Origin of the sequence: Mycobacterium sp., from assembly GCF_049802695.1 — a bacterium.
Taxonomy (GTDB): Bacteria; Actinomycetota; Actinomycetes; order Mycobacteriales; family Mycobacteriaceae; genus Mycobacterium.
On the sequence record NZ_JBARMY010000533.1, the window covers coordinates 1 to 21,636 of the forward strand.

Consider the following 21,636-nt stretch of genomic DNA (forward strand, 5'->3'; position numbering starts at 1 on the left):
GCCGAGGACACCGCGGCGCCGGGATCGGCTTGGCCGGCCGCGGCGACATAGCTCGTCGAATCCAGCGCGCGGGCCCGCGCCAGCAGGGTCCACTGTTCGAGCTTGCCCGGCCCCGACCCCCACGAGGCGCTGACCACGATCAGTTGGGCACCGCGGCGGGCCAATTCGGTGTAGAGCTCCGGGAAGCGGATGTCATAACAGGTGCTCAGGCCCACGCCGACGCCGTCCACGATGACCACCACCGGCTCCCGGCCAGGTGCTACCGTGTGTGACTCGGTGAACCCGAACGCGTCGTAGAGGTGGATCTTGTCGTAGTGGGCGTCCGGCTGATTCGGAGCGCCGGGGCCCACCGCGATCAGCGTGTTAGCGACTCGTCCGTCACCGGCGGGCGTGAACATCCCCGCCACGACGAGGATGTCGGCGTCCGTCGCGATCTGGCGGACAGCGTCCGCCCAGGGCCCGTCGACCGGCTCGGCGATCGGCGCCAACGGCACGCCGAACCGGCACATGGTCGCTTCGGGGAACACCACCAGCCGCGCCCCGGCCTCGGCGGCCCGCCCGCTGTACTCCCGCACCAGCCGCAGATTCGCGGCCGGATCGCTGTAACTGAGGATCTGCGCCAAGGCAATCCGCATACGCCACAGCCTAAGGCGTGCGCCGTCCGCCGGCGCCACTCCAACGTGGCGGGTCGACGGTCAGATGTGCTGGTCGATCCACACGGTGGTGAATCGCTGCTCGGCGATCAGCAACTCGACCAGTTGGTGGCCGATGAAGTTCTCGACCTTGCCGCCGACCAGCGGGATGCGTACCGCGACGGTGGCCCGGAATTTCAGCCGGGCTCCGCCCGACTGCGCTATCGGCGTCAGGAGGGCCGTCCCGGACAGCGCCACCGGAGCGTCCGCGATCGCGCCCATGATGGTCGCGTTGGCGGTGCCGCCGGCAACCGGGCCCCAATTCTCTTCCCGCCGGATGCGTAGATCTCCGCGGTGGAATTGCGTGACGACGCCGGGAAGCCGGTCGGCGCGCAGCACCTGCGTCGTGACGACCTCGACGCTGCCGTCATCGCCGGCCGGGCCGCCCACCCGGATGGAATGCAGCGTCGCGTCGTCGGCGCCGGAATCGGCTAGCCGGGCCAGCCAGTACTGCTCGTCGCTGAATGCTGCATGAACCTGTTCGACACTTCCGCCGTATTCGGCGGACATGTCGAATGAACGCGGCATAGCAGGTCAGGCTACCGTCAAGCCCCATGAAGCAGGGCTTCACAGGGGGGAACGTGGGAACGCCGTTCGCCGGCGCGCGCGTCGCGGAAGCGGTGCCGCTGGCGCCGTTGACGACGCTGCGAGTCGGCCCGACGGCCCGACGGGTCATCACTTGCACCAGCACAGAACAGATCGTCGCGACGTTGCGCCAGTTGGACGCCGAGCGCGCCGAACAGGTTCTGGTGTTGGCCGGCGGCTCCAATCTGGTGATTTACGACGCTGTCACCGACCTGACTGTCGTGCGGTTGGCCAGCGACGGCTTGACCATCGATGGTGACATCCTGCGGGTGGAGGCCGGCGCCGCCTGGGACGACGTGGTCGCGGCTGCTATCGAGCGCGGGCTGGGTGGGCTGGAGTGCCTTTCCGGCATCCCGGGATCGGCCGGAGCCACTCCCGTGCAAAACGTAGGCGCCTACGGCGCGGAGGTCTCCGACACCATCACCCGCGTTCGGCTGCTGGACCGCCGCAGCGGTGCAGTCGGCTGGGTGCCGGCCGCCGAGCTTCGCTTCGGCTACCGGACCAGCGCCCTCAAGGGTGCCGACGCACGGCCGGCTGTGGTGCTGGAAGTGGAGTTCGCGCTGGACGCCTCGGGCCGCAGCGCTCCACTGCGCTATGGCGAGCTGACCACCGCGCTCGGTGTGGCCAGCGGCGAACGCGTCGACCCGGCCGCCGTTCGGGAGGCCGTACTGAGGTTGCGCAGACGCAAGGGCATGGTGCTCGACGCCGACGACCACGACACCTGGAGCGTCGGCTCTTTCTTCACCAATCCGGTGGTGGCCGACGAGATGTACCGGCGGCTGGCCGACCTGGTCGACGGGCCGGTGCCGCACTTCTCGGCGGCCGAAGGGGTAAAGCTGGCCGCTGCCTGGCTGGTGGAACGGGCCGGTTTCAGCAAAGGCTATCCCGGTTCTGACACCGCCGCCTGCCGGTTGTCCACCAAGCATGCGCTTGCTTTGACCAATCGCGGCGGCGCCACCACCACCGACGTGCTGGCGCTGGCCCGCACCGTGCGCGACGGCGTGCGCGACGTGTTTGGCATCACACTCGAAGCCGAACCGGTGCTGGTCGGCTGCGTGTTGTAGGTGTGCGTTTCGTGCCGCGGGTAATCCGCCCGGTATCTTTAGCAGTCGTGAGCACACCCAGCGCCCCGCCGCCGATCAGCCGGCGCCGGGCCATATCGGCGCTCGCCGTGGGAGTATTCGCGCCGAACCTGCTGGCCGCCTGCTTCGGCCAGACGAGCAAACAAGCCGAAAAGCCAAAGCCGCCGCCCGCGCCGAGTTTGACCTACCGGCCGGCGGAAGCGGCCCACGACGTCGTGCCGACCGAGCGGGTCAGCGTTGAGGTGCGCGACGGGTGGTTCCAGCGCGTGGCGTTGACGAACTCCACCGGCAAGGCGGTGGCCGGGGTGCTCAACCAGGACCGCACCCTGTACGCCATCACCGAGCCGCTCGGCTACGACTCCACCTACACCTGGTCAGGCTCGGTCGTCGGGCATGACGGCAAGCCCGTCGCGGTGGCCGGCAAGTTCACTACGGTGACGCCGACGAAGAAGGTCGACGGCGGATTTCAGCTCTCCGACGGACAGACGGTCGGAATCGCCGCACCGGTCATCATCCAGTTCGATTCGCCGATCAGCGACAAGGCCGCTGTCCAACGGGTGCTGCAGGTCACCACCGATCCGGCGGTCGAAGGCAGCTGGGCCTGGCTGCCCGACGAGTCGCAGGGGTCCCGCGTGCACTACCGGCCGCGGGAGTACTACCCGGCCGGCACCAAGGTCAGCGTCGACGCCAAGCTCTACGGGGTGGCGTTCGGCGACGGCGCCTACGGAGCCCAGGACATCTCGCTGAACTTCGCCATCGGTCGCCGCCAGATCGTCAAAGCCGAGGTCTCCTCGCACCGCATCCAGGTGGCCCGGGACGAAGGTGTGATCATGGACTTCCCGTGCAGCTACGGAGAAGCAGACAAGGCGCGCAACGTCACCCGCAACGGCATCCACGTCGTCTCCGAGAAACACGCCGACTTCTACATGTCCAACCCGGCAGCCGGTTACAGCAACGCCCATGAGCGCTGGGCGGTCCGGATCTCCAACAACGGTGAATTCATCCACGCCAACCCGATGAGTGCGGGCGCGCAGGGCAATACCAACGTCACCAACGGCTGCATCAACCTGTCGACGTCCGACGCGGAGCAGTATTACAGCAGCGCAATCTACGGCGATCCGGTCGAGGTCACCGGCAGCTCCATCCAACTGTCCTACTCTGACGGCGACATCTGGGACTGGGCGGTGGACTGGGACACTTGGACGGGCATGTCGGCGCTGCCGCCGCCGAGCGGGGCCAAGCCGTCGCCGGTGTCGATACCGCGCAACGCGCCCGTCACGCCCAAGACCGCCCCGACACTGTCGGGCACTCCCACCACGACTTCCGAATCGCCCATCGAGTCGCCTAGCGAGCAGCCGGGTGGTTAGCCCGCCTGGTCGCCGAGGCCTGATCGCGCGGCCGGATCACGATCTGGTCGAGGTTGACGTGCGACGGGCGGGAGGCCACGAAGCCGATTACCTCGGCGACGTCGGCGGCCACTAGCGGTGTGATGCCGGTGTACACCGCGTCTGCCCGCTGCTGATCACCGTCGAAACGGACCAGCGAGAACTCGGTTTCCACCGCGCCGGGCGCAATCTCGGTGAGCCGCACGGGCTTTCCGAGTAGCTCACCCCGCAGCGTGCGGTGAAGCGCGCCCTGTGCGTGCTTGGCGGCCGTATAACCGGAGCCGCCGTCGTAAACCTCCATCGCCGCGATGGACGTGACGGTGACGATCAACCCGTCACCGGACTCGATCAGCTTCGGCAGCAGCGCGCGGGTCATCCGCAGTGTGCCGAGCACGTTGGTTTCCCACATCCAACGCCAATGCTCCAAGTCTGCGTCGGCGACCGGCTCGAGCCCTTTCGCGCCGCCGGCATTGTTCACCAGCACGTCGACTCGGTCTAATTTGTTCGCTAATGCCTCCACCGCAGCACCGTCGGTGACGTCGGTCACACTGGCCGTCCCGCCGATCTCAGCAGCGAGTGCGTTGACGCGATCAGCCCGGCGCGCCACTGCTACGACGTGAAAGCCCTGCGCAGCAAGGGCTTTGGCGGTGGCTTCGCCAATTCCGGTGCTGGCGCCGGTCACCACCGCAATTCGTCCCGCCGAATTTTTTATTTGCGCTCCAGTCATCGGACCAACTCTAAAAGACGTGCTAAATTCCTGGTGTGTACTCCAGTGCGCTCTCCGGTCTGACTTCCGCATGTCTGTTCGCGGACTGCGCGTGTTGTCGGCGCGCAATCTGCCGCGCCTGACCGGCTGAGCTGACACCGAAGCCGGACGTGCGGCCCTAGAGCCCGACCGACCGGATCTGGAGACAAGGACACACCCCGTGCGCTCGACCACTCTTACCGTTCATTCGCATAGTCACACCTCGCAGCTGCGTTCCCGTCGACGTGTCATCGCGCCGTCGCTGCAACTGTCCGACGCCGCAGCAGCGTCGGTTTTCCGGGCGGTGCGGTTGCGCGGCCCCATCGGTCGCGACGTCATCGCCACCGTCACCTCGCTGAGCATCGCGACGGTGAACCGACAAGTCATTGCCCTGCTCGACGCCGGCGTACTGCGCGAGCGCGCCGACTTGGCGGTCGCCGGCGCGATCGGGCGTCCTCGGGTGCCCGTCGAGGTCAACCACGAGCCGTTTCTGACCCTGGGCATCCACATCGGCACCCGCACCACCAGCATCGTCGCCACCGACTTGTTCGGCCGCACCCTGGATGCGGTCGAAACCCCGACGCCGTTCAACGCGCAGGGTTCGGCGCTGGCATCGCTGGCCGAGGGCGCCCGCCGCTACCTGCGGCGCTGGCACCGCCGGCGTCCGCTGTGGGTCGGCGTAGCGATCGGCGGCGCTGTCGACGGAGCCACCGGTCACGTCGACCACCCCCGGCTGGGCTGGAAGCAGGCGCCGATCGGGCCGGTGGTCGGTGATGCGCTGGGTCTGCCGGTGTCGGTCGCGTCGCATGTCGACGCGATGGCCGGAGCCGAGCTGCTGCTGGGGATGCGCCGGTTCGCACCGAACGCGTCGACCTCGCTGTACGTCTACGCCCGCGAGACTGTCGGGTACGCGCTGGTGATCGGCGGTCGAGTGCACAGCCCGGCCAGCGGGCCGGGCACCATCGCTTACCTGCCCGCGCAGTCCGAGCTGCTCGGCGGCTCCGGGCAGCTGGAATCCACGGTCAGCGACGAAGCCGTGGTGGCGGCGGCCCGCAAGCTACGGCTGCTGCCTGCCGGGAACCGCAACACGCCGACCGCGATTACCGAGCTACTGCGCTCGGCGCGGGGAGGCAACGAGCATGCCCGGGAGCTGCTGGGCGAGCGGGCCCGGGTGCTGGGCGAATCGGTAGCGTTGCTGCGCGACCTGCTCAACCCCGACGAGCTCGTCGTCGGCGGCCAGGCCTTCACCGAATATCCCGAAGCGATGGCCGGGGTGGAAGCGGGATTCGCCGCGCGCTCGGTGCTGCCCGCGCGCGACATTCGGGTGACGGTCTTCGGCAACCGGGTGCAGGAGGCGGGGGCTGGGATCGTCTCGCTGGCCGGGCTCTACGCCGACCCGGTTGGTGGCATGCGCCGCGCGTTGGGCACGACGGGAACAGTCCGGCCGACGCTGACTGTCGGCACCAGTGCGGCTGACGCATCCGCCTGACCTGGCACGTCGGGTAGTGCTGCAAAGATGGCGGTGTGCGGCACACTGACTTCTCCTGGCCAGACGCTTCCGAGTTAGATCCGCGCAGGGTGGCGGTGCTGTCGGTGCACACGTCACCCCTGGCTCAGCCGGGCACCGGCGACGCCGGCGGGATGAATGTTTACGTCCTGCAAACTGCGTTGCACCTGGCTCGCCGCGGTGTCGAAGTGGAGATCTTCACCCGGACCACCGCCTCCGCCGACCCGCCGATTGTGCACGTTGCGCCCGGCGTGCTGGTCCGCAATGTTGTGGCCGGGCCGTTCGAGGGCTTGGACAAATATGACCTGCCCACCCAGTTGTGCGCGTTCGCAGCCGGGGTGCTGCGCGCCGAGGCTGTCCACGAACCCGGCTACTACGACATCGTGCACTCGCACTACTGGCTTTCCGGTCAAGTCGGTTGGCTGGCCCGCGACCGTTGGGCGGTGCCGCTGGTGCACACCGCGCACACACTGGCCGGTGTGAAGAATGCCGCGCTGGCCGACGGCAGTGTCGGTCAGGAACCGGAGCCGCCGCTACGCGCGGTCGGTGAGCAACAGGTGGTCGACGAAGCGGACCGGTTGATTGTCAACACCAAAGATGAAGCAGAGCAGTTGGTTTGGCTGCACAGCGCTGACCCGGCGCGGATCGACGTGGCTCACCCGGGAGTAGACCTGGACGTGTTTCGTCCCGGCGACCGGCAGGCGGCCCGGTTGGCGCTGGGGCTCCCGCTCGACGAACCTGTAGTGGCTTTCGTCGGGCGAATTCAGCCGCTGAAAGCCCCCGACATTTTGTTGCGTGCCACGGCCAGACTGCAGCGATTACGCGTCGTCGTTGCGGGCGGCGCGTCCGGGAATGATCTGGCAGGCCCCGATGGCCTGGTTCGGCTCGCCGAGGAATTGGGTATCAGAACACAGGTGACCTTCTTGCCGCCGCAGTCCCGAGCAAACTTGGCGCGCCTGTTCCAGGCCGCTGATCTGATCGCGGTGCCAAGCTACTCGGAGTCCTTCGGTCTGGTGGCCCTGGAGGCCCAGGCGTGCGGGACGCCGGTGGTGGCCGCCGCGGTCGGTGGGCTGCCGGTGGCCGTCCGGGACGGAATCAGCGGCACACTGGTCGCCGGCCACGACGTCGGCCAGTGGGCGACGGCCATTGACGATTTACTGCAGGTCAGCGCCGGGCCTCGGGGCCGGATGATGAGCCGCTCGGCGGTCGAGCACGCGGCGACCTTCTCGTGGGACAACACCGTCGACGCGCTGCTGACCAGCTACCGCCGCGCGATCGGCGATTACACGGCCACACGCCGTCACCGGGTGCGCGATTTGGCAGCGGCACGACGGTCGAGGCGCTGGGCGCCTCGACGCGGGGTCAGAGGGGTGGCGCAATGACTCGCGCCGATGACGATCGAGCCGGCGTAGCCGGGTCGGAGGAGTGGCGCAAATGACGCAAATGACTAGCGCGTATGACGACGGGCCCGGCGAGTCAGTGACATATGCGCAGCGGATCATCGAGGATGCGCTGAAGGCCAGCGAGCTGACCTATTCGCGGCACAAGGGCGCGCATGGCGGGCTGCCGGGATTGGTGGTCGAGCTACCCGGCGAGCGCAGGCTCAAGACCAACACCATCTTGAGCATCGGCGAACACTCGGTGCGCATCGAGGCGTTCGTCTGCCGTCAACCCGACGAGAACAAGGAGGGCGTCTACCGGTTTCTGCTCAAGCGCAACCGCCGGTTGTATGGCGTCGCGTACACCCTCGACAATGTCGGTGACATTTACCTGGTGGGCCGAATGGCGTTGGCTTCGGTCGATGCGGCTGAGATCGACCGGGTGCTCGGGCAGGTTCTGGAAGCGGTGGACTCGGACTTCAATACGTTGCTGGAGTTGGGTTTTCGGTCGTCGATTCAAAAAGAGTGGGAGTGGCGGGTGTCCCGCGGCGAGTCGTTGAAGAATTTGCAGGCATTCGCCCACTTGATCGACGAAGAAGAATCGAACCGTCCGGCCGGCGGGGCGGACAATCCGGAAACGCTGCGGGCCGTCGGCGGGGTCGACGGGGAGCCGGGTTACCAGGGAGCGTGAGAGACTTGCGGCATGGGAGACTCTGCGACCCTCGTGCTGCTCCGCCACGGTGAGAGCCAGTGGAACGCGCTGAATCTCTTCACCGGTTGGGTAGACGTCGACCTCACCGATAAGGGTCGGGCCCAGGCGGTCCGCAGCGGTGAGCTGCTCGCCGAACACGGCTTGCTGCCGGACGTGGTGTACACCTCGCTGCTACGCCGGGCGATCTCGACGGCGAATCTGACGCTGGACGCCGCCGACCGGCACTGGATCCCGGTTCGGCGCAGCTGGCGGCTCAACGAACGCCATTACGGCGCATTGCAAGGCCTGGATAAGGCCGACATCAAAGAGCGTTACGGCGACGAACAGTTCATGGCCTGGCGGCGCAGCTACGACACACCGCCACCGCCGATCCAGAAGAGCAGCCGGTTCAGCCAGGACACCGACCCCCGCTACGCCAACATCGGCGGCGGCCCCCTGACCGAATGCCTGGCCGACGTGGTCGCGCGGTTCCTGCCCTACTTCACTGACGTGATCGTGCCGGATTTGCGGGCCGGAAAAACCGTGCTCATCGCCGCTCACGGCAATTCACTGCGCGCCCTGGTCAAGCACCTCGACGACATGTCTGACGAGCGCGTCGCCGGGCTGAACATCCCCACCGGGATTCCCCTGCGCTACGACCTTGATCACACGCTGCGCCCGCAGGATGTCGGCGGGAGTTACCTCGACCCGGAGGCCGCCGCTGCCGGTGCGGCGGCGGTAGCGAGCCAGGGTGCCAAATAACGGCGAGTCACCACGATCTCCTGCACCGCAGGAGTCGAGGAACAGCGCCTTTTGCGCACGGACATCGCATGAAAAACCTCGCCGACGCCGCTTGCACGCCGTTATTCCACCCGCGATACCCGACGCGGACGCAAACCGGTTGACGAGCTGGGTGATTAAATCCGGATCTGTTCGGGAAACAAAACGTAAACGGTGGCCGAACAACTGCGCTGCAGCCTGTGACATGTTCAATTATGTCGGTGCGCTGGTAGGGAAAAGTTCAAGCGAATTTGTAGGATTTTTACCGTGACCGTGTTCACGGCGCTGGTGTTGGCCGGGGTTTTGGCTCTGCTGGCTTTGAGCGTCGGTGTTGCCGCAGGGGCCAGGCTGGCATCGCGGGTCGTCGAGCGCCGGCAACGGTCAGCCGCCGAGTTAGCCGGGATCACCGTCGCGCAGATGTTGCAGCGCATCGTCGCTCTGACGCCGCTGGGCACCGCGGTGGTCGATAGCCATCGCGACGTCGTGTATCTCAATGATCGCGCTAAAGAGTTCGAGTTGGTGCGAGACCGCCAGCTCGAAGATCACGCGTGGCAGGCGGCACAGGAAGCGCTGGCCAGCGGAAACGATGTCGAGTTCGACCTCTTACCGAATAAGCGATCCTCCGTGAGCGGGTCCGAGCTGTCGGTGCACGGTCAGGCGCGGCTGCTCAGCGAGGAAGACCGCCGGTTCGCGGTGGTCTTCGTCTACGACCAGTCCGAGTACGCCCGAATGGAGGCCAGCCGGCGCGACTTCGTCGCCAACGTCAGTCACGAACTCAAGACGCCGGTCGGTGCCATGGCTGTGCTCGCCGAGGCTTTGCTGGCGTCGCCCGACGACCCCGAGATGGTGCAACGGTTTGGCGAGAAGGTGCTCATCGAGGCCAATCGGTTAGGCCGCATGGTCGGCGAGCTGATCGAATTGTCCCGATTGCAGGGCGCCGAACGAATTCCCGATTTGTCACCGGTTGACGTCGATACCATTGTGGCAGAAGCGATTTCGCGTCACAAAGTGGTCGCCGACAATGCGGACATCGAAGTCCGCACAGATTCGCCCTGTGGCTTCAACGTGCTGGGCAACCAGAGTTTGCTGGTGACCGCGTTGGCCAATCTGGTGTCCAACGCGATCGCTTACTCGCCGCGCGGGTCATTGGTGTCGGTCAGTTGCCGCCGACGGGGCGAGCATATTGAGATGGCCGTCACCGACCGCGGCATCGGCATCGCACGTAAAGACCAGAAGCGGGTCTTCGAGCGGTTCTTCCGGGGCGACAAAGCGCGGTCGCGCGCCACCGGCGGTAGCGGGCTGGGGCTGGCGATCGTCAAGCACGTCGCGGCCAACCACAACGGCAGCATCGGGCTGTGGAGTCAGCCCGGCACTGGGTCGACCTTCACCTTGGCCATCCCGGCCTACCAGGACCAAGGCGAGCAGCAGAATTGCGAGCCGCGGTCCAAGAAGTTCCAACGAGAGGAAGAACTGCGCCGATGACACTCGCCGACGACGATGCAGAACGAAGCGATGAGAAGGAGTGGCGCCGATGACCCGCGCCGACGACGATGCAGAGCGCAGCGATGAGAAGGAGTGGCGCCGATGACCAGTGTGCTGATCGTTGAGGACGAGGAGTCGCTGGCCGACCCACTGGCTTTCCTGCTTCGCAGAGAAGGCTTCGAGGCCACCGTGGTCACCGACGGGCAGTCGGCGCTAGCCGAATTCGACCGCGCCGGCGCCGACATCGTGCTGCTGGACCTGATGCTGCCGGGGATGTCCGGCACCGACGTCTGTAAGCAGTTGCGCTCCCGCTCCAGCGTGCCGGTGATCATGGTCACCGCCCGCGACAGCGAGATCGACAAGGTCGTCGGCTTGGAGTTGGGCGCCGACGACTACGTGACCAAGCCCTACTCTGCGCGTGAATTGATCGCGCGGATCCGTGCGGTGCTTCGGCGCGGTGGCGAAGAGGAGCCTGAAGTCACCGATGGCGTGCTGGAATCGGGACCGGTGCGGATGGATGTCGAGCGTCATGTCGTATCCGTCAACGGTCAACCGATCACGTTGCCGCTGAAAGAGTTCGACTTGCTCGAATACCTGATGCGTAACACCGGCCGGGTACTGACCCGCGGGCAACTCATCGATCGGGTATGGGGCGCGGACTACGTCGGTGATACCAAAACTCTCGACGTGCACGTCAAGCGGCTGCGGTCGAAGATCGAGTCTGACCCGGCGAACCCGGTGCACTTGGTGACGGTGCGCGGCTTGGGCTACAAACTGGAGGGCTGAACGCGGCGATCCGGCGGTTGAGTGCACCGGCGCTATTCAGCGGCGCGCGTCGCGGGATGCACGGCGATGAGTCCTAATCCGCTGCGCCGCTTGCACATCGCCGCCAATTCGGCATAAGCCTTCTCGCCAAGCAGCTCGGTGAGTTCGGCGGCCAGGGTCTTCCACACTTGCTTGCTGCCGACGTGGGCCGCCGGGTCGCCGGTGCAATACCAGTGCAGATCCGCGCCGCCCGAACCCCATCCGCGCCGATCATATTCGGTGACGGTAGTTTTCAGGATTTCAGTGCCGTCCGGGCGAGTGACCCACTCCTGGCTGCGCCGAATCGGCAGCTGCCAGCACACGTCCGGCTTCATGGTCAGCGGCGCAACGCCCAACCTCACCGCCTTGATGTGCAGCGCGCAGCCGGCGCCGCCGGCGAATCCCGGACGGTTCAGAAAGATGCACGCGCCCTTGTATTTACGTGTGCGCCAAGCAGGTTCGTCGTCATGCTCGTCGAGTTCCAGATAGCCCTTATGGGTCCGGCCCTTTTCGCGGAATTGCCAGTCCTCGTCAGTCAACTGAGCAGCCGCGTCGTCCAGCCGGGCGCGGTCGTCGTCATCGGAGAGGAACGCCCCGTGCGAGCAGCATCCGTCGTCGGGCCTGCCGGCCACCGTGCCCTGACACGCCGGCGTGCCGAATACGCAAGTCCAGCGCGACAGCAACCAGGTGAGGTCCGCTGCGATCAAGTGCTCAGGGTTGTCCGGGTCGTAAAACTCCACCCACTCCCGGGTGAAATCGAGTTCGACCTCGCCCGGTTGGGCCGGCTGCGAAGGTGCCACAGTTGCCCACGGTAGTCCAAAAATGCTTGCCGGCGGCGCACCCGCTCGCGGGTTTTTTTCGGTCACTGGACGTACCCCCGTCAGGGAAAGTGCCTTTGTCAATCTGATGGCGCAGGCGATGCCACCGCAGGGATGTCAGACGGTTGTATCACCGGCTGTACCGCTCTGCGGCACCGTCTCCTGGTTGAGCGACGGTGCCAGAGTTGGCAATGTGTTTGTCTGAGGGCGGCAAGCGGGTGCCGGCTCCTCCTCCGGTTACTTCGCGCCGGCATTGTCGCCGGGCTACGTTGTGTTCGTGCGGTTAGGCGTGCTCGACGTGGGCAGTAACACGGTCAATCTCCTGGTGGTCGACGCCCGTCGCGGCGGGCATCCGACGCCGATGAGTTCGACCAAGGCCACCCTGCGCCTGGCCGAGGCCATCGACAACTCGGGCAAGATCACCCGGCGCGGCGCTGACAAGCTGGTTTCGACGATCGACGAGTTCGCCAAGATCTCGACCAGCTCGGGCTGTGCCGAGCTGATGGCCTTCGCCACCTCGGCTGTGCGCGACGCCAAGAACTCCGACGACGTGCTGTCGCGGGTGCGGGCCGAAACCGGCGTCGAGCTGCGGGTGTTGCGCGGTGTCGACGAATCGCGGCTGACCTTCCTTGCGGTGCGCCGCTGGTATGGGTGGAGCGCGGGGCGAATCATCAACCTCGACATCGGCGGCGGCTCGCTGGAGGTGTCCAGCGGCGTCGACGAGGAGCCCGAGGTTGCCATGTCGCTGCCACTGGGCGCCGGACGACTCACCCGCGAGTGGCTGCCCGACGACCCGCCGAGCCGTCGCCGGGTGGCCATGCTGCGCGACTGGCTCGACAACGAATTGGCCGACGCCAGTGCGGAGGTGCTGAAAGCCGGCGGCCCCGACCTCGGGGTGGCGACCTCGAAGACGTTTCGTTCGCTGGCCCGCCTCACCGGCGCCGCGCCGTCGGCCGCGGGGCCGCGCGTAAAGCGAACACTGACCCTCAACGGCCTCAGACAACTCATATCTTTCATCTCTAGGATGACGACCGCTGACCGTGCAGAACTGGAAGGGGTGAGTGCCGAGCGGGCGCCACAGATTGTGGCGGGCGCTTTGGTGGCGGAGGCAAGTATGCGTGCGCTGTCGATAGAAACCGTGGACATCTGCCCGTGGGCGCTGCGGGAAGGGTTGATCCTGCGAAAACTCGACAGCGAAGCCGACGGAACCGCCCTCGTCGAAAGTTCCGTGCGGGATGCTGGAAGCCAGGTAGTTGATCGGACTGCGGTTGACCGGTCGAGAGGCGACAGACGATGACTGGATCACAAACCAACACCGAAGGGGCGGAAACCCGGCCGATCTCGGTCGCTGAATTGCTGGCCAAGAATGGGACTATCGGCGCGCCACCGGTGACCGGACGTCGTCGCCGGCGCCGCGGCAACAGCGACGCCGTGACGGTCGCCGAGTTGACCGGTGAGATCCCCGTCGTCACCGACGAGGACCCGCTGCTCCAACCCGATCGACCCAGCCCGAAGGCTCACAGCTCCAGAGCGCCCGAGCGGCGCGCCAACGGAGCCCCGCCAGTCGTCGAGCCCGCGCCTGAGACAAGCCCCCAACAATTCGACGAACCTGCTCCCGAACCGACCCATGCGCCGATGCCCGACGGGTCTGACGACGAATCCGCTGCCGCCCCGTACTGGTCGCAGCCGGAGCCGCGCTGGCCGGTATCCCCGCCAAACCCGCGCCGCGAAGCGGGACCCGAACTCAGCGAATACCCGCGCCCGCTGCGCAGAGCCGGCCGGACCGACGCTGGCCGCACCCACGCAGACCCGCGCTCCGGTGCCGAGGGAATGAGTCCAGACCCGCTTGAGGACTACGCCGACATGCCGGTCGACCTGATGGACACCGACGTGCGGGAAGCCGAGCCGGTGACTGAGGACTCGGCATATGTGCGGTCCTATCTGCATGACGCCAACGAGTTGTTCGGCGGCAATGATGGCGGCACTGATGTCGCCGGGTCTTTCGCACATGAGCCTGGCACGTCGCATCGCGACCGGAAGCTCGACGAGGACTACCTCGACGCGGAGCAACACCGAGGGCAAAACACCGACGACTATGTGTGGTCGAGCAGAAAAGAGATGCTGCTGCACGGTGGTTTGGTCGTTCTGCAGTCAATTCTTGCGGTCGCCTTCGGCGCCGGCCTGTTCATCGCCTTCGATCAGTTGTGGCAGTGGAACAACATCGTGGCCCTTGTGCTCGCTGTGCTGGTCATCCTCGGCCTGGTGGCCGCCGTGCAGGTGGTTCGCAAGACCGTGGACACGGCCAGCACGCTGATCGCAGTCGCGGTGGGAGCGCTGATCGCGTTCGGTCCGTTGGCGCTTCTGCAGTCGGGCTGAGAGCTCGCAAGAAACTAGTGCGCCCAGCCATCAAGGTCGGTCTTTCGACGGCCTCGGTCTACCCGTTGAGGACCGAGGCCGCCTTCGAGTATGCGGCGAAGCTGGGCTACGACGGTGTCGAGTTGATGGTGTGGGGCGAATCGGCCAGCCAGGACATCGACGCCGTCGAGAAGTTGTCCGAGCGCTTCTCCGTTCCGGTTCTGTCGGTGCACGCGCCCTGCTTGCTGATTTCCCAGCGGGTGTGGGGGGCCGATCCCATTTCCAAGCTGGAACGCAGCGTGTGGGCCGCCGAGCAGCTGGGCGCCCAGACCGTCGTCGTGCATCCGCCGTTTCGCTGGCAGCGCCGCTACGCCGAAGGCTTCGCCGACCAGGTCGCCGAGCTGGAAGCGTCAAGCGACGTGCTGGTGGCCGTGGAGAACATGTTTCCGTTCCGGGCCGACCGGCTGTTTCGGGCGGGTCAGTCGATTGAACGGATGCGCAGACGCGGCGGCGGACCCGGCCCGGCGTTCTCGGCGTTCGCGCCGTCCTACGATCCACTCGACGGCGAGCATGCCCACTACACACTGGACCTGTCGCACAGTGCCACCGCGGGCACTGACGCTTTGGAAATGGCGCAGCGTATGGGTTCGGGCCTGGTGCACCTCCACCTGTGTGACGGCAGCGGGCTGCCGGTCGACGAACACCTGCCGCCGGGACGGGGCACCCAACCCACTGCAGAGGTGTGTCAACTGCTGGCCAACGGCAACTTCTCCGGTCACGTGGTGCTCGAGGTCGCCACCTCGAGTGCGCGTTCGATGCAGGAACGCGAAGCCATGCTGGCCGAGTCGCTGCAGTTCGCGCGTACCCACCTGCTGCGCTGACGTCAAGGAAGCCGATGGACGCCCTGTTCACCACCGCGATGACGCTGCGTGAGGTCGAAAACACCGGTTCGCCGGATCGTTCGGCCTACTCCGCTTATCAAGGTGAGCTCAATAGGCATTGGACCATCGGGCCGAAAGTGCACGGCGGCGCGATGCTGGCGCTGTGCGCCAACGCCGCCCGCACCGCCCACGGCGGCCCCTCCCAACCGGTTGCCGTGTCGGGCAGCTTCCTATGGGCGCCCGACCCCGGGCCGATGCGGCTGGTGACGACGATCCGCAAACGCGGCCGGCGGGTCAGCCTCGTCGACGTCGAACTGAGCCAGGGACAGCGCACCGCGGTGCATGCTGTCGTCACCCTCGGCGACCCGGAGCACAACGTTGCGCCGCTGCTGTCGGCCAACCCCGTGCTGGACCTGATGGCACCGGAACCGCCGGCCGAGGTCGCACCGATAGGGCCGGGCCACCCGATGGCCGGGCTGGTGCATCTGGCCGAAGGCTGCGACGTGCGTCCCGTGGTGTCGACGCTGGAGCCCACCGACGGGCGCGCGCCGGTGATCCAGATGTGGGTGCGTCCGCGTGGTGTGGCACCCGACGTGCTGTTCGCGCTGATGTGCGGGGATGTGTCGGCGCCGGTCAGCTTCGCCGTCGGACGCACCGGGTGGGCGCCAACTGTTCAGCTCACCGCATACCTGCGCGGGCTGCCCGCCGACGGTTGGCTGCGGGTGATCTGCACCTGCGTGCAGATCGGGCAGGACTGGTTCGACGAGGACCACCTCGTCGTCGACTGCGAGGGCCGCATCGTGGTGCAGACCCGTCAGCTGGCGATGGTGCCGCCACGCTAGTTTCGGGGGCGACCCGCTGCGCCCGCCTTCGCCGCACTCGCGATCAGCCCCAACCGATAGTCGTCAAGCCGGGCGTCTGCCATGCTTTCATCCGTGGCCAGAATCGCGATCGTCGGTGGTGGCAGCATGGGCGAAGCTCTGCTGTCCGGGCTGCTGCGGGCCGGGCGACGGGTCAAAGACATCGTGGTGGTCGAACGGATCCCCCAGCGTGTCGAGTACCTGGCCGGGACGTATTCGGTGCTGGTTTCGTCGCTGACCGATGCCGTGGAGAACGCGACGTTCGTCATCGTCGCGGTCAAACCCTCCGACGTCGAGTCGGTGATCACCGAGATCGCACACGCGGCCGCCGAAGCCGACAACGGTGGCGCCGAACAGGTCGTCGTCACCATCGCGGCGGGTGTCACCACCGGCTACTTCGAGTCCAAGTTGCCGGCTGGGACGCCGGTGGTGCGGGTGATGCCCAACGCGCCGTCGCTGGTCGGCGCCGGCGTCAGCGCCCTGGCCGCGGGCCGCTTCGTCACTCCTGAGCAGGTCAAGGAGGTCGCCGCGCTGTTCGACAGTGTCGGTGGCGTGCTGGCCGTGCCGGAGGCTCAGCTCGACGCGGTGACCGCGGTGTCCGGCTCTGGGCCGGCCTACTTCTTCCTGGTGGTCGAGGCGCTGATCGATGCGGCCGTCGCCGCGGGGCTGAGCCGGCCGGTGGCCACCGAACTGGTGTCGCAAACCATGGCCGGCTCGGCAGCGATGCTGCTGGACCGCATGGAGCAGCAGCGCGAACCGGGCGACGCCGCGGCAGGCTTCCGGGTGGACACCTCTGCGGCGCAGCTGCGGGCCATGGTCACCTCCCCTGACGGTACAACGGCCGCTGCGCTGCGAGAACTGGAACGCGGCGGTCTGCGGGCCGCTGTTGACAGTGCCGTTCGGGCCGCAAAAACCCGCGCTGAGCAGCTAAGAATGACATCGGAGTAATTCGGGAATTTTTGTCGATTTTCCCCCACCCGTCGCAGTAACCCCACTAGTCCCGCTATTCTCCTTCCTGTATGCACGCGTTGGTGCCAGCGGTGGGGAAGCCGCTGGAACTGCGCGCGCCTGACTGATTGGGTTGCGATGACGTCTATCAATGGGCCATCGGCGCGGGATTCAGCTGGCGGTAAATCGGGACGGGACACCGGATCGTCCGACGGCCAGCCGGCCAGAACCCAATTTCTCACGGTAGCCGAGGTGGCAGCCCTGATGCGGGTCAGCAAAATGACCGTCTACCGGCTTGTCCACAACGGCGAGTTGCCCGCAGTCCGGGTCGGGCGCTCGTTTCGGGTACACGCCAAGGCTGTGCACGACATGCTGGAGACGTCGTATTTCGACGCAGGGTAGCCACAGTCGTTCGCGCTAATTGATCGCTTAGCTGGATACTTGTCGCGGCAATGTGCGCCGCCTCGTCGTCTGTTGCGTTACGGCCGGCGCCCGACGCCGTTTTCAGTTCAATGTGGGCAGCCGGTAGAGTGTCCGGGTCATCCACATGGCGGTCAAAGCGGACATATAACTCAGATAAGCGGGGTCATGGGCTCAGTAATCAAGAAGCGGCGCAAGCGTATGTCGAAAAAGAAGCACCGCAAGCTATTGCGTCGCACACGCGTGCAGCGCAGAAAACTCGGTAAGTGATACGCACGCTGCCTTCTGGTTTGTTCTCGCCGTCGTCTCAGACAGCTCGCTGTGTGGCTGATGCGGCGACCCGCTTCGCCCGGCTATGAGCCGCGCTCGCGATCGCCGCTGTGCTGATGGCGGCGACCCGCTTCGCCCGGCTTTGAGCCGCGCTCGCGATCGCCGCTAGGCTGTCGGGGTGGAATCGTCGGGCGGGCCAATCGGCGGGACGGGCCCCGATGCGGGCAACTCGGGAAGCGACACAGTGCACTACCCGAAAGTTGTGCTGGTCACCGGCGCGTGCCGGTTCCTCGGCGGTTACCTGACCGCCCGGCTCGCGCAGAACGCGTTAGTCAATCGGGTCATCGCCGTCGACGCGATCGCCCCCAGCAAGGACATGCTGCGCCGGATGGGCCGCGCGGAGTTCGTCCGCGCGGATATCCGGAACCCTTTCATCGCCAAAGTGATTCGAAACGGCAGCGTCGACACGGTGGTGCATGCCGCCGCGGCGTCCTATGCCCCGCGGTCCGGCGGCGGAGCAGCGCTGAAAGAACTCAACGTGATGGGCGCGATGCAGTTGTTCGCGGCCTGCCAGAAGGCGCCGTCGGTACGCCGCGTCGTGTTGAAGTCGACCTCAGAGGTTTACGGATCGAGCGCGCACGATCAGGTGATGTTCACCGAGGACAGCAGCAGCCGTCGCCCGTTCCACCAGGGATTTCCCAAAGACAGCCTCGACATCGAAGGCTACGCGCGCGGGCTGGGTCGGCGCCGCACCGACGTGGCGGTCACAATCCTTCGGCTGGCCAACATGATTGGCCCTGCGATGGACACCACGCTGTCGAGATATCTGGCCGGCCCGCTGGTTCCTACCGTGGTCGGTCGCGACGCGCGGCTGCAACTGCTGCACGAGCAGGACGCACTCGGTGCGCTCGAGCGCGCCGCGATGGCCGGCAGGGCGGGCACCTTCAACGTCGGCGCCAGCGGCATCATCATGCTGTCGCAGGCGATCCGGCGGGCGGGCCGGATCCCGCTCCCGATCCCGGGAATCACGCTGTGGGCGCTCGATTCACTGAGACGGGCTAACCGCTACAGCGAGATCAATCGCGAGCAACTCGACTACTTGAGCTACGGCCGGGTGATGGACACGACCAGGATGCGGGAGGACTTAGGTTACCAGCCTAAGTGGACGACGGCCGAGGCATTTGACGATTACGTTCGCGGCCGCGCTCTGACTCCCATAATCGACCCGCAATGGGTACGCTCCTTGGAGGACAGTGCGGTGAGCGTAGCCCAACGTCTGGGCAGTCGTACACCGTTGCTGAGGGTGGGGGGAGGTGAATACTATGCCCGGTGAATCAAAGGCCAAAGTAATTCCGCTGCATGCGAATTCGGGACGTGCGGCGGCTCAGCGGCGGGCCGTTCAACGCAGCGCGACTTCTCGTCGTCATCCATCGCTGCTGACGGGCGCTGAGGCGCAAGAGCTGGCCGATGTCGTGCGCGACATCGATGACCGGCGTCGCGTTGCCGGCACCGCGTCGGAGACCCAAGCTCCCGCCAACGAACTCGCTCAGCGAGTCGGTGCGATCGCACAGTTCCTCCGGCAGCGGCTGACCGGTGACTACCATGTCGACGACTTCGGATTCGACCCTCACTTTAACGACGCGGTCGTGCGGCCGTTGCTGAGATTCTTCTTCCGATCCTGGTTCCGGGTCGAGGTCAGCGGCGTCGAGAACCTGCCGGACACCGGCGCCGCCCTGGTGGTCGCCAACCACGCGGGCGTGCTGCCGTTCGACGGGCTGATGGCCTCGGTGGCCGTCCACGACGAGCATCCCGCCCACCGCGACCTGCGACTGCTGGCGGCTGACCTGGTCTTTGATCTGCCCGTGCTCGGTGAGACGGCGCGCAAGGCCGGTCACACCATGGCCTGCACCGCGGACGCTCACCGGCTGCTGGCCGCCGGTGAGCTCACCGCGGTGTTCCCCGAGGGATACAAAGGCCTGGGGAAGCACTTCAACGACCGCTACAAGCTGCAGCGCTTCGGTCGCGGCGGCTTCGTGTCGGCGGCACTGCGCACGAAGGCGCCGATCGTGCCGTGCTCGATCGTCGGCTCTGAGGAAATCTATCCGATGCTGGCCGATGTCAAGTTGGTGGCGCGACTGCTCGGCCTGCCGTACTTCCCGATCACGCCACTGTTCCCGCTGGCCGGCCCGGCTGGTCTGTTGCCGTTGCCGTCGAAGTGGCACATCGCGTTCGGCGAGCCGATCTCGACTGCCGATTACGATCCCACCGACGCCGACGACCCCATGGTCACCTTCGAACTCACTGACCAGGTGCGCGAGACAATCCAGCAGACGCTCTACCGGCTGTTGGCCGGGCGTCGCAACATGTTCTTCGGCTGAATCACCCGCGGCCCGGCGGGAGAACTCAGGCGGCGCCTTTGACCAAGGTGAATTGGCAGACGTCGGTGTAGCCGTTGCGGAACAGATCCGCGCAACCGGTCAGGTATTTCATGTACCGCTCGTAGACCTCTTCGGACTGGATGGCGATGGCCTCGTCCTTCTTGGCCTGCAGCGATGCCGCCCAATTGTCGAGTGTGCGTGCATAGTGCAACCGCAGCGGCTGGACACGCGCCATCTGGAAACCGGCCTTGGTGGCGTACTCCTCGACATCGGCAACCGCCGGCAACCGCCCGCCGGGAAAGATCTCCCGCATGATGAACTGGATGAAGCGCAGCAGCGACATCGTCATCTTCAGCCCGCGGGCTTCGATATCCGCCGAGCTCACCGAGACGATTGTGTGCAACAGCATCACTCCGTCGGCCGGCAATGCCTCGTAGGCCATTTTGAAGAAGTCGTCCCAGCGGTCACGACCGAAGTGCTCGAACGCCCCGATGGACACGATGCGGTCGACCGACTGGTGGAACTGTTCCCAGCCTTCCAGCCGCACTTCCCTGGACCGTGAACTCGGCATTTCGTCGAATGTCCGCCGCACGTGGGCGGCCTGGTTCTTGCTCAACGTCAAACCGATGGCGTTGACGTCGTACTTCTCGATCGCCCGCCGCAGCGTCGCCCCCCAGCCACAGCCGACGTCGAGCAACGTCATTCCGGGCTGCAGCCCCAGCTTGCCCAGCGCCAGGTCGACTTTGGCCACCTGCGCCTCTTCCAGCGTCATGTCGTCACGCTCGAAATAGGCGCAGCTGTAGGTCTGCGACGGGTCGAGGAACAGGCGGTAGAAGTCGTCGGACAAATCGTAATGGGACTGGACGTCCTCGAAATGTGGACGCAGACCAGTGCCCTCAGGCCCGACGGCCCCGCGGTTCATAGCGGCCGACATTAGGGCCCGCTGCTGATCGATGCAATCGCGGCGACCGCCGCGTCGGTGTCATCCTGGTGCTGAGCGGCTTCTCCGATCATGGTGACGACGCTGGTCACCACCGGATTGCCGTCGGCGTCTGTGACCTCGCTGCGAATCTGGGCGATCACCGTGCCGTGGGATTGCAAAATCGAGTCGAGGTATGCGTCGAAGTACAGCTTGTCGCCGGCGAGGATCGGCCGGTGAAACCGTATCTTCTGGTCGCGGTGAAACACCCGGGCGATGTTGATGGGGACGTCGAACTGGGTGAAAACCTGCAGCTGCAGACGCCGCCCCGCAATAGCCAGGAACGTCAGCGGGGCGACCAGCCCGGGATAGCCGGCCTCAGCTGCGGCACTTTCGGCGTAGTGCGTGGGGTGGTCGTCTTTCAACGTCCTGGCGAACTCCCGGATCTTCTGCCGCCCGACATCGAAGTAATCCGGGAAGCGGTAATGCTTCCCGATGAGTTCTTTAGCTCCTACGGGAACTGTCATGCCGGTAATGCTCTCCGCTCACATTGGGACCCAGCGGAGCAGTTTATCAGCGGCCTTGGCGCCGAGAGGCCACCGCAGCCAGTGCGCCGCCGGCCGCTCCCAGAGCCAGCGCCGACGGCACCCCGATC

At 66.3% G+C, this 21,636-nt stretch carries 23 protein-coding genes; 17 read left to right on the forward strand and 6 right to left on the reverse strand.

Annotation, left to right across the window (positions count from 1 at the left end):
* Positions 1-635: carbon-nitrogen hydrolase family protein (locus WA317_RS20970; RefSeq protein ID WP_425174856.1), on the reverse strand; the 635-nt coding region annotated here is incomplete at its 3' end.
* A 60-nt stretch (positions 636-695) separates the two neighbouring features.
* Entirely contained in the window at positions 696-1,220 is a 525-nt protein-coding gene (locus WA317_RS20975; protein ID WP_425174857.1) for a DUF2505 domain-containing protein, read from the reverse strand.
* A 26-nt stretch (positions 1,221-1,246) separates the two neighbouring features.
* Here WA317_RS20975 and WA317_RS20980 point away from each other — a divergent pair, with 26 nt between their 5' ends.
* Positions 1,247-2,341 (forward strand): UDP-N-acetylmuramate dehydrogenase, encoded by a 1,095-nt coding sequence (locus WA317_RS20980; RefSeq protein ID WP_425174858.1) that lies wholly within the window; start codon positions 1,247-1,249, stop codon positions 2,339-2,341.
* 11 nt (positions 2,342-2,352) lie between these two features.
* A complete protein-coding gene (locus WA317_RS20985; RefSeq protein WP_425174859.1) occupies positions 2,353-3,726 on the forward strand; it encodes a L,D-transpeptidase in 1,374 nt (457 codons plus the stop codon).
* Here the strand turns inward: WA317_RS20985 and WA317_RS20990 are convergent.
* Entirely contained in the window at positions 3,704-4,471 is a 768-nt protein-coding gene (locus tag WA317_RS20990; protein ID WP_425174860.1) for an SDR family NAD(P)-dependent oxidoreductase, read from the reverse strand. The genes WA317_RS20985 and WA317_RS20990 overlap by 23 nt on opposite strands.
* Positions 4,472-4,670: 199 nt before the next feature.
* Between WA317_RS20990 and WA317_RS20995 the strand changes: the two genes are divergently transcribed.
* The 6 genes from WA317_RS20995 to WA317_RS21020 all read left to right on the forward strand — a co-directional run bounded on the left by WA317_RS20995 (position 4,671) and on the right by WA317_RS21020 (position 11,114).
* Entirely contained in the window at positions 4,671-5,978 is a 1,308-nt protein-coding gene (locus tag WA317_RS20995) for an ROK family protein (RefSeq protein ID WP_425174861.1), read from the forward strand.
* Between the two features lie 35 nt (positions 5,979-6,013).
* On the forward strand, positions 6,014-7,378 hold the full coding sequence (mshA, locus tag WA317_RS21000; protein WP_425174862.1) for a D-inositol-3-phosphate glycosyltransferase: 1,365 nt from the start codon (positions 6,014-6,016) through the stop codon (positions 7,376-7,378).
* 61 nt (positions 7,379-7,439) lie between these two features.
* Positions 7,440-8,066, forward strand: coding sequence for a YbjN domain-containing protein (locus tag WA317_RS21005; protein ID WP_425174876.1), 627 nt, complete (start codon positions 7,440-7,442; stop codon positions 8,064-8,066).
* Positions 8,067-8,078: 12 nt separating this feature from the next.
* Positions 8,079-8,828: a phosphoglyceromutase gene (locus WA317_RS21010; RefSeq protein ID WP_425174863.1), complete on the forward strand. Its 750-nt coding sequence runs from the start codon at positions 8,079-8,081 to the stop codon at positions 8,826-8,828.
* A 285-nt stretch (positions 8,829-9,113) separates the two neighbouring features.
* Complete coding sequence (locus WA317_RS21015; RefSeq protein ID WP_425174864.1) at positions 9,114-10,328, forward strand: sensor histidine kinase; 1,215 nt, start codon at positions 9,114-9,116, stop codon at positions 10,326-10,328.
* Between the two features lie 102 nt (positions 10,329-10,430).
* Entirely contained in the window at positions 10,431-11,114 is a 684-nt protein-coding gene (locus WA317_RS21020) for a winged helix-turn-helix domain-containing protein (RefSeq protein WP_425174865.1), read from the forward strand.
* Positions 11,115-11,146: 32 nt separating this feature from the next.
* Here the strand turns inward: WA317_RS21020 and WA317_RS21025 are convergent, their stop codons facing one another.
* A complete protein-coding gene (locus WA317_RS21025; protein WP_425174866.1) occupies positions 11,147-11,932 on the reverse strand; it encodes a hypothetical protein in 786 nt (261 codons plus the stop codon).
* Between the two features lie 295 nt (positions 11,933-12,227).
* Between WA317_RS21025 and WA317_RS21030 the strand changes: the two genes are divergently transcribed.
* The 9 genes from WA317_RS21030 (at position 12,228) to WA317_RS21070 (ending at position 20,062) form a co-directional block, all read left to right on the forward strand.
* Positions 12,228-13,247 (forward strand): hypothetical protein, encoded by a 1,020-nt coding sequence (locus WA317_RS21030; RefSeq protein ID WP_425174867.1) that lies wholly within the window; start codon positions 12,228-12,230, stop codon positions 13,245-13,247.
* Complete coding sequence (locus WA317_RS21035) at positions 13,244-14,326, forward strand: hypothetical protein (RefSeq protein WP_425174868.1); 1,083 nt, start codon at positions 13,244-13,246, stop codon at positions 14,324-14,326. Before WA317_RS21030 ends, WA317_RS21035 begins: the two co-directional genes overlap by 4 nt.
* A gap of 17 nt (positions 14,327-14,343) precedes the next feature.
* Complete coding sequence (locus tag WA317_RS21040; RefSeq protein ID WP_425174869.1) at positions 14,344-15,186, forward strand: sugar phosphate isomerase/epimerase family protein; 843 nt, start codon at positions 14,344-14,346, stop codon at positions 15,184-15,186.
* A gap of 14 nt (positions 15,187-15,200) precedes the next feature.
* Positions 15,201-16,028, forward strand: coding sequence for a thioesterase family protein (locus WA317_RS21045; RefSeq protein ID WP_425174870.1), 828 nt, complete (start codon positions 15,201-15,203; stop codon positions 16,026-16,028).
* 93 nt (positions 16,029-16,121) lie between these two features.
* A complete protein-coding gene (gene proC / locus WA317_RS21050) occupies positions 16,122-16,994 on the forward strand; it encodes a pyrroline-5-carboxylate reductase (RefSeq protein ID WP_425174871.1) in 873 nt (290 codons plus the stop codon).
* Positions 16,995-17,132: 138 nt separating this feature from the next.
* On the forward strand, positions 17,133-17,396 hold the full coding sequence (locus tag WA317_RS21055) for a helix-turn-helix domain-containing protein (RefSeq protein WP_425174872.1): 264 nt from the start codon (positions 17,133-17,135) through the stop codon (positions 17,394-17,396).
* Between the two features lie 186 nt (positions 17,397-17,582).
* On the forward strand, positions 17,583-17,684 hold the full coding sequence (locus tag WA317_RS21060) for a 30S ribosomal protein bS22 (RefSeq protein ID WP_003402602.1): 102 nt from the start codon (positions 17,583-17,585) through the stop codon (positions 17,682-17,684).
* Positions 17,685-17,883: 199 nt separating this feature from the next.
* On the forward strand, positions 17,884-19,017 hold the full coding sequence (locus WA317_RS21065; protein WP_425174877.1) for an SDR family oxidoreductase: 1,134 nt from the start codon (positions 17,884-17,886) through the stop codon (positions 19,015-19,017).
* Positions 19,007-20,062, forward strand: coding sequence for a lysophospholipid acyltransferase family protein (locus tag WA317_RS21070; RefSeq protein ID WP_425174873.1), 1,056 nt, complete (start codon positions 19,007-19,009; stop codon positions 20,060-20,062). The genes WA317_RS21065 and WA317_RS21070 overlap by 11 nt, the downstream gene beginning before the upstream one ends.
* A gap of 25 nt (positions 20,063-20,087) precedes the next feature.
* Here the strand turns inward: WA317_RS21070 and WA317_RS21075 are convergent, their stop codons facing one another.
* Together WA317_RS21075 and WA317_RS21080 are read right to left on the reverse strand one after the other, a co-directional pair.
* Positions 20,088-20,984, reverse strand: coding sequence for a cyclopropane mycolic acid synthase family methyltransferase (locus WA317_RS21075; protein ID WP_425174874.1), 897 nt, complete (start codon positions 20,982-20,984; stop codon positions 20,088-20,090).
* 11 nt (positions 20,985-20,995) lie between these two features.
* Positions 20,996-21,508, reverse strand: coding sequence for an FAS1-like dehydratase domain-containing protein (locus tag WA317_RS21080; RefSeq protein ID WP_425174875.1), 513 nt, complete (start codon positions 21,506-21,508; stop codon positions 20,996-20,998).
* Positions 21,509-21,636: the final 128 nt, after the last annotated feature.

What these genes read in the sequence shown, in the direction of transcription:
- WA317_RS21005 (WP_425174876.1), top strand. Translation starts at nt 7,440, where the DNA reads ATGACTAGCGCGTATGACGACGGGCCCGGCGAGTCAGTGACATATGCG.
- WA317_RS20975 (WP_425174857.1), bottom strand. Translation starts at nt 1,220, where the DNA reads ATGCCGCGTTCATTCGACATGTCCGCCGAATACGGCGGAAGTGTCGAA.
- WA317_RS21070 (WP_425174873.1), top strand. Translation starts at nt 19,007, where the DNA reads ATGCCCGGTGAATCAAAGGCCAAAGTAATTCCGCTGCATGCGAATTCG.
- WA317_RS21055 (WP_425174872.1), top strand. Translation starts at nt 17,133, where the DNA reads ATGACGTCTATCAATGGGCCATCGGCGCGGGATTCAGCTGGCGGTAAA.
- WA317_RS21075 (WP_425174874.1), bottom strand. Translation starts at nt 20,984, where the DNA reads ATGAACCGCGGGGCCGTCGGGCCTGAGGGCACTGGTCTGCGTCCACAT.
- WA317_RS21010 (WP_425174863.1), top strand. Translation starts at nt 8,079, where the DNA reads ATGGGAGACTCTGCGACCCTCGTGCTGCTCCGCCACGGTGAGAGCCAG.
- WA317_RS21035 (WP_425174868.1), top strand. Translation starts at nt 13,244, where the DNA reads ATGACTGGATCACAAACCAACACCGAAGGGGCGGAAACCCGGCCGATC.
- WA317_RS21045 (WP_425174870.1), top strand. Translation starts at nt 15,201, where the DNA reads ATGGACGCCCTGTTCACCACCGCGATGACGCTGCGTGAGGTCGAAAAC.
- WA317_RS20990 (WP_425174860.1), bottom strand. Translation starts at nt 4,471, where the DNA reads ATGACTGGAGCGCAAATAAAAAATTCGGCGGGACGAATTGCGGTGGTG.
- WA317_RS21020 (WP_425174865.1), top strand. Translation starts at nt 10,431, where the DNA reads ATGACCAGTGTGCTGATCGTTGAGGACGAGGAGTCGCTGGCCGACCCA.
- WA317_RS21060 (WP_003402602.1), top strand. Translation starts at nt 17,583, where the DNA reads ATGGGCTCAGTAATCAAGAAGCGGCGCAAGCGTATGTCGAAAAAGAAG.
- WA317_RS21080 (WP_425174875.1), bottom strand. Translation starts at nt 21,508, where the DNA reads ATGACAGTTCCCGTAGGAGCTAAAGAACTCATCGGGAAGCATTACCGC.
- WA317_RS20980 (WP_425174858.1), top strand. Translation starts at nt 1,247, where the DNA reads ATGAAGCAGGGCTTCACAGGGGGGAACGTGGGAACGCCGTTCGCCGGC.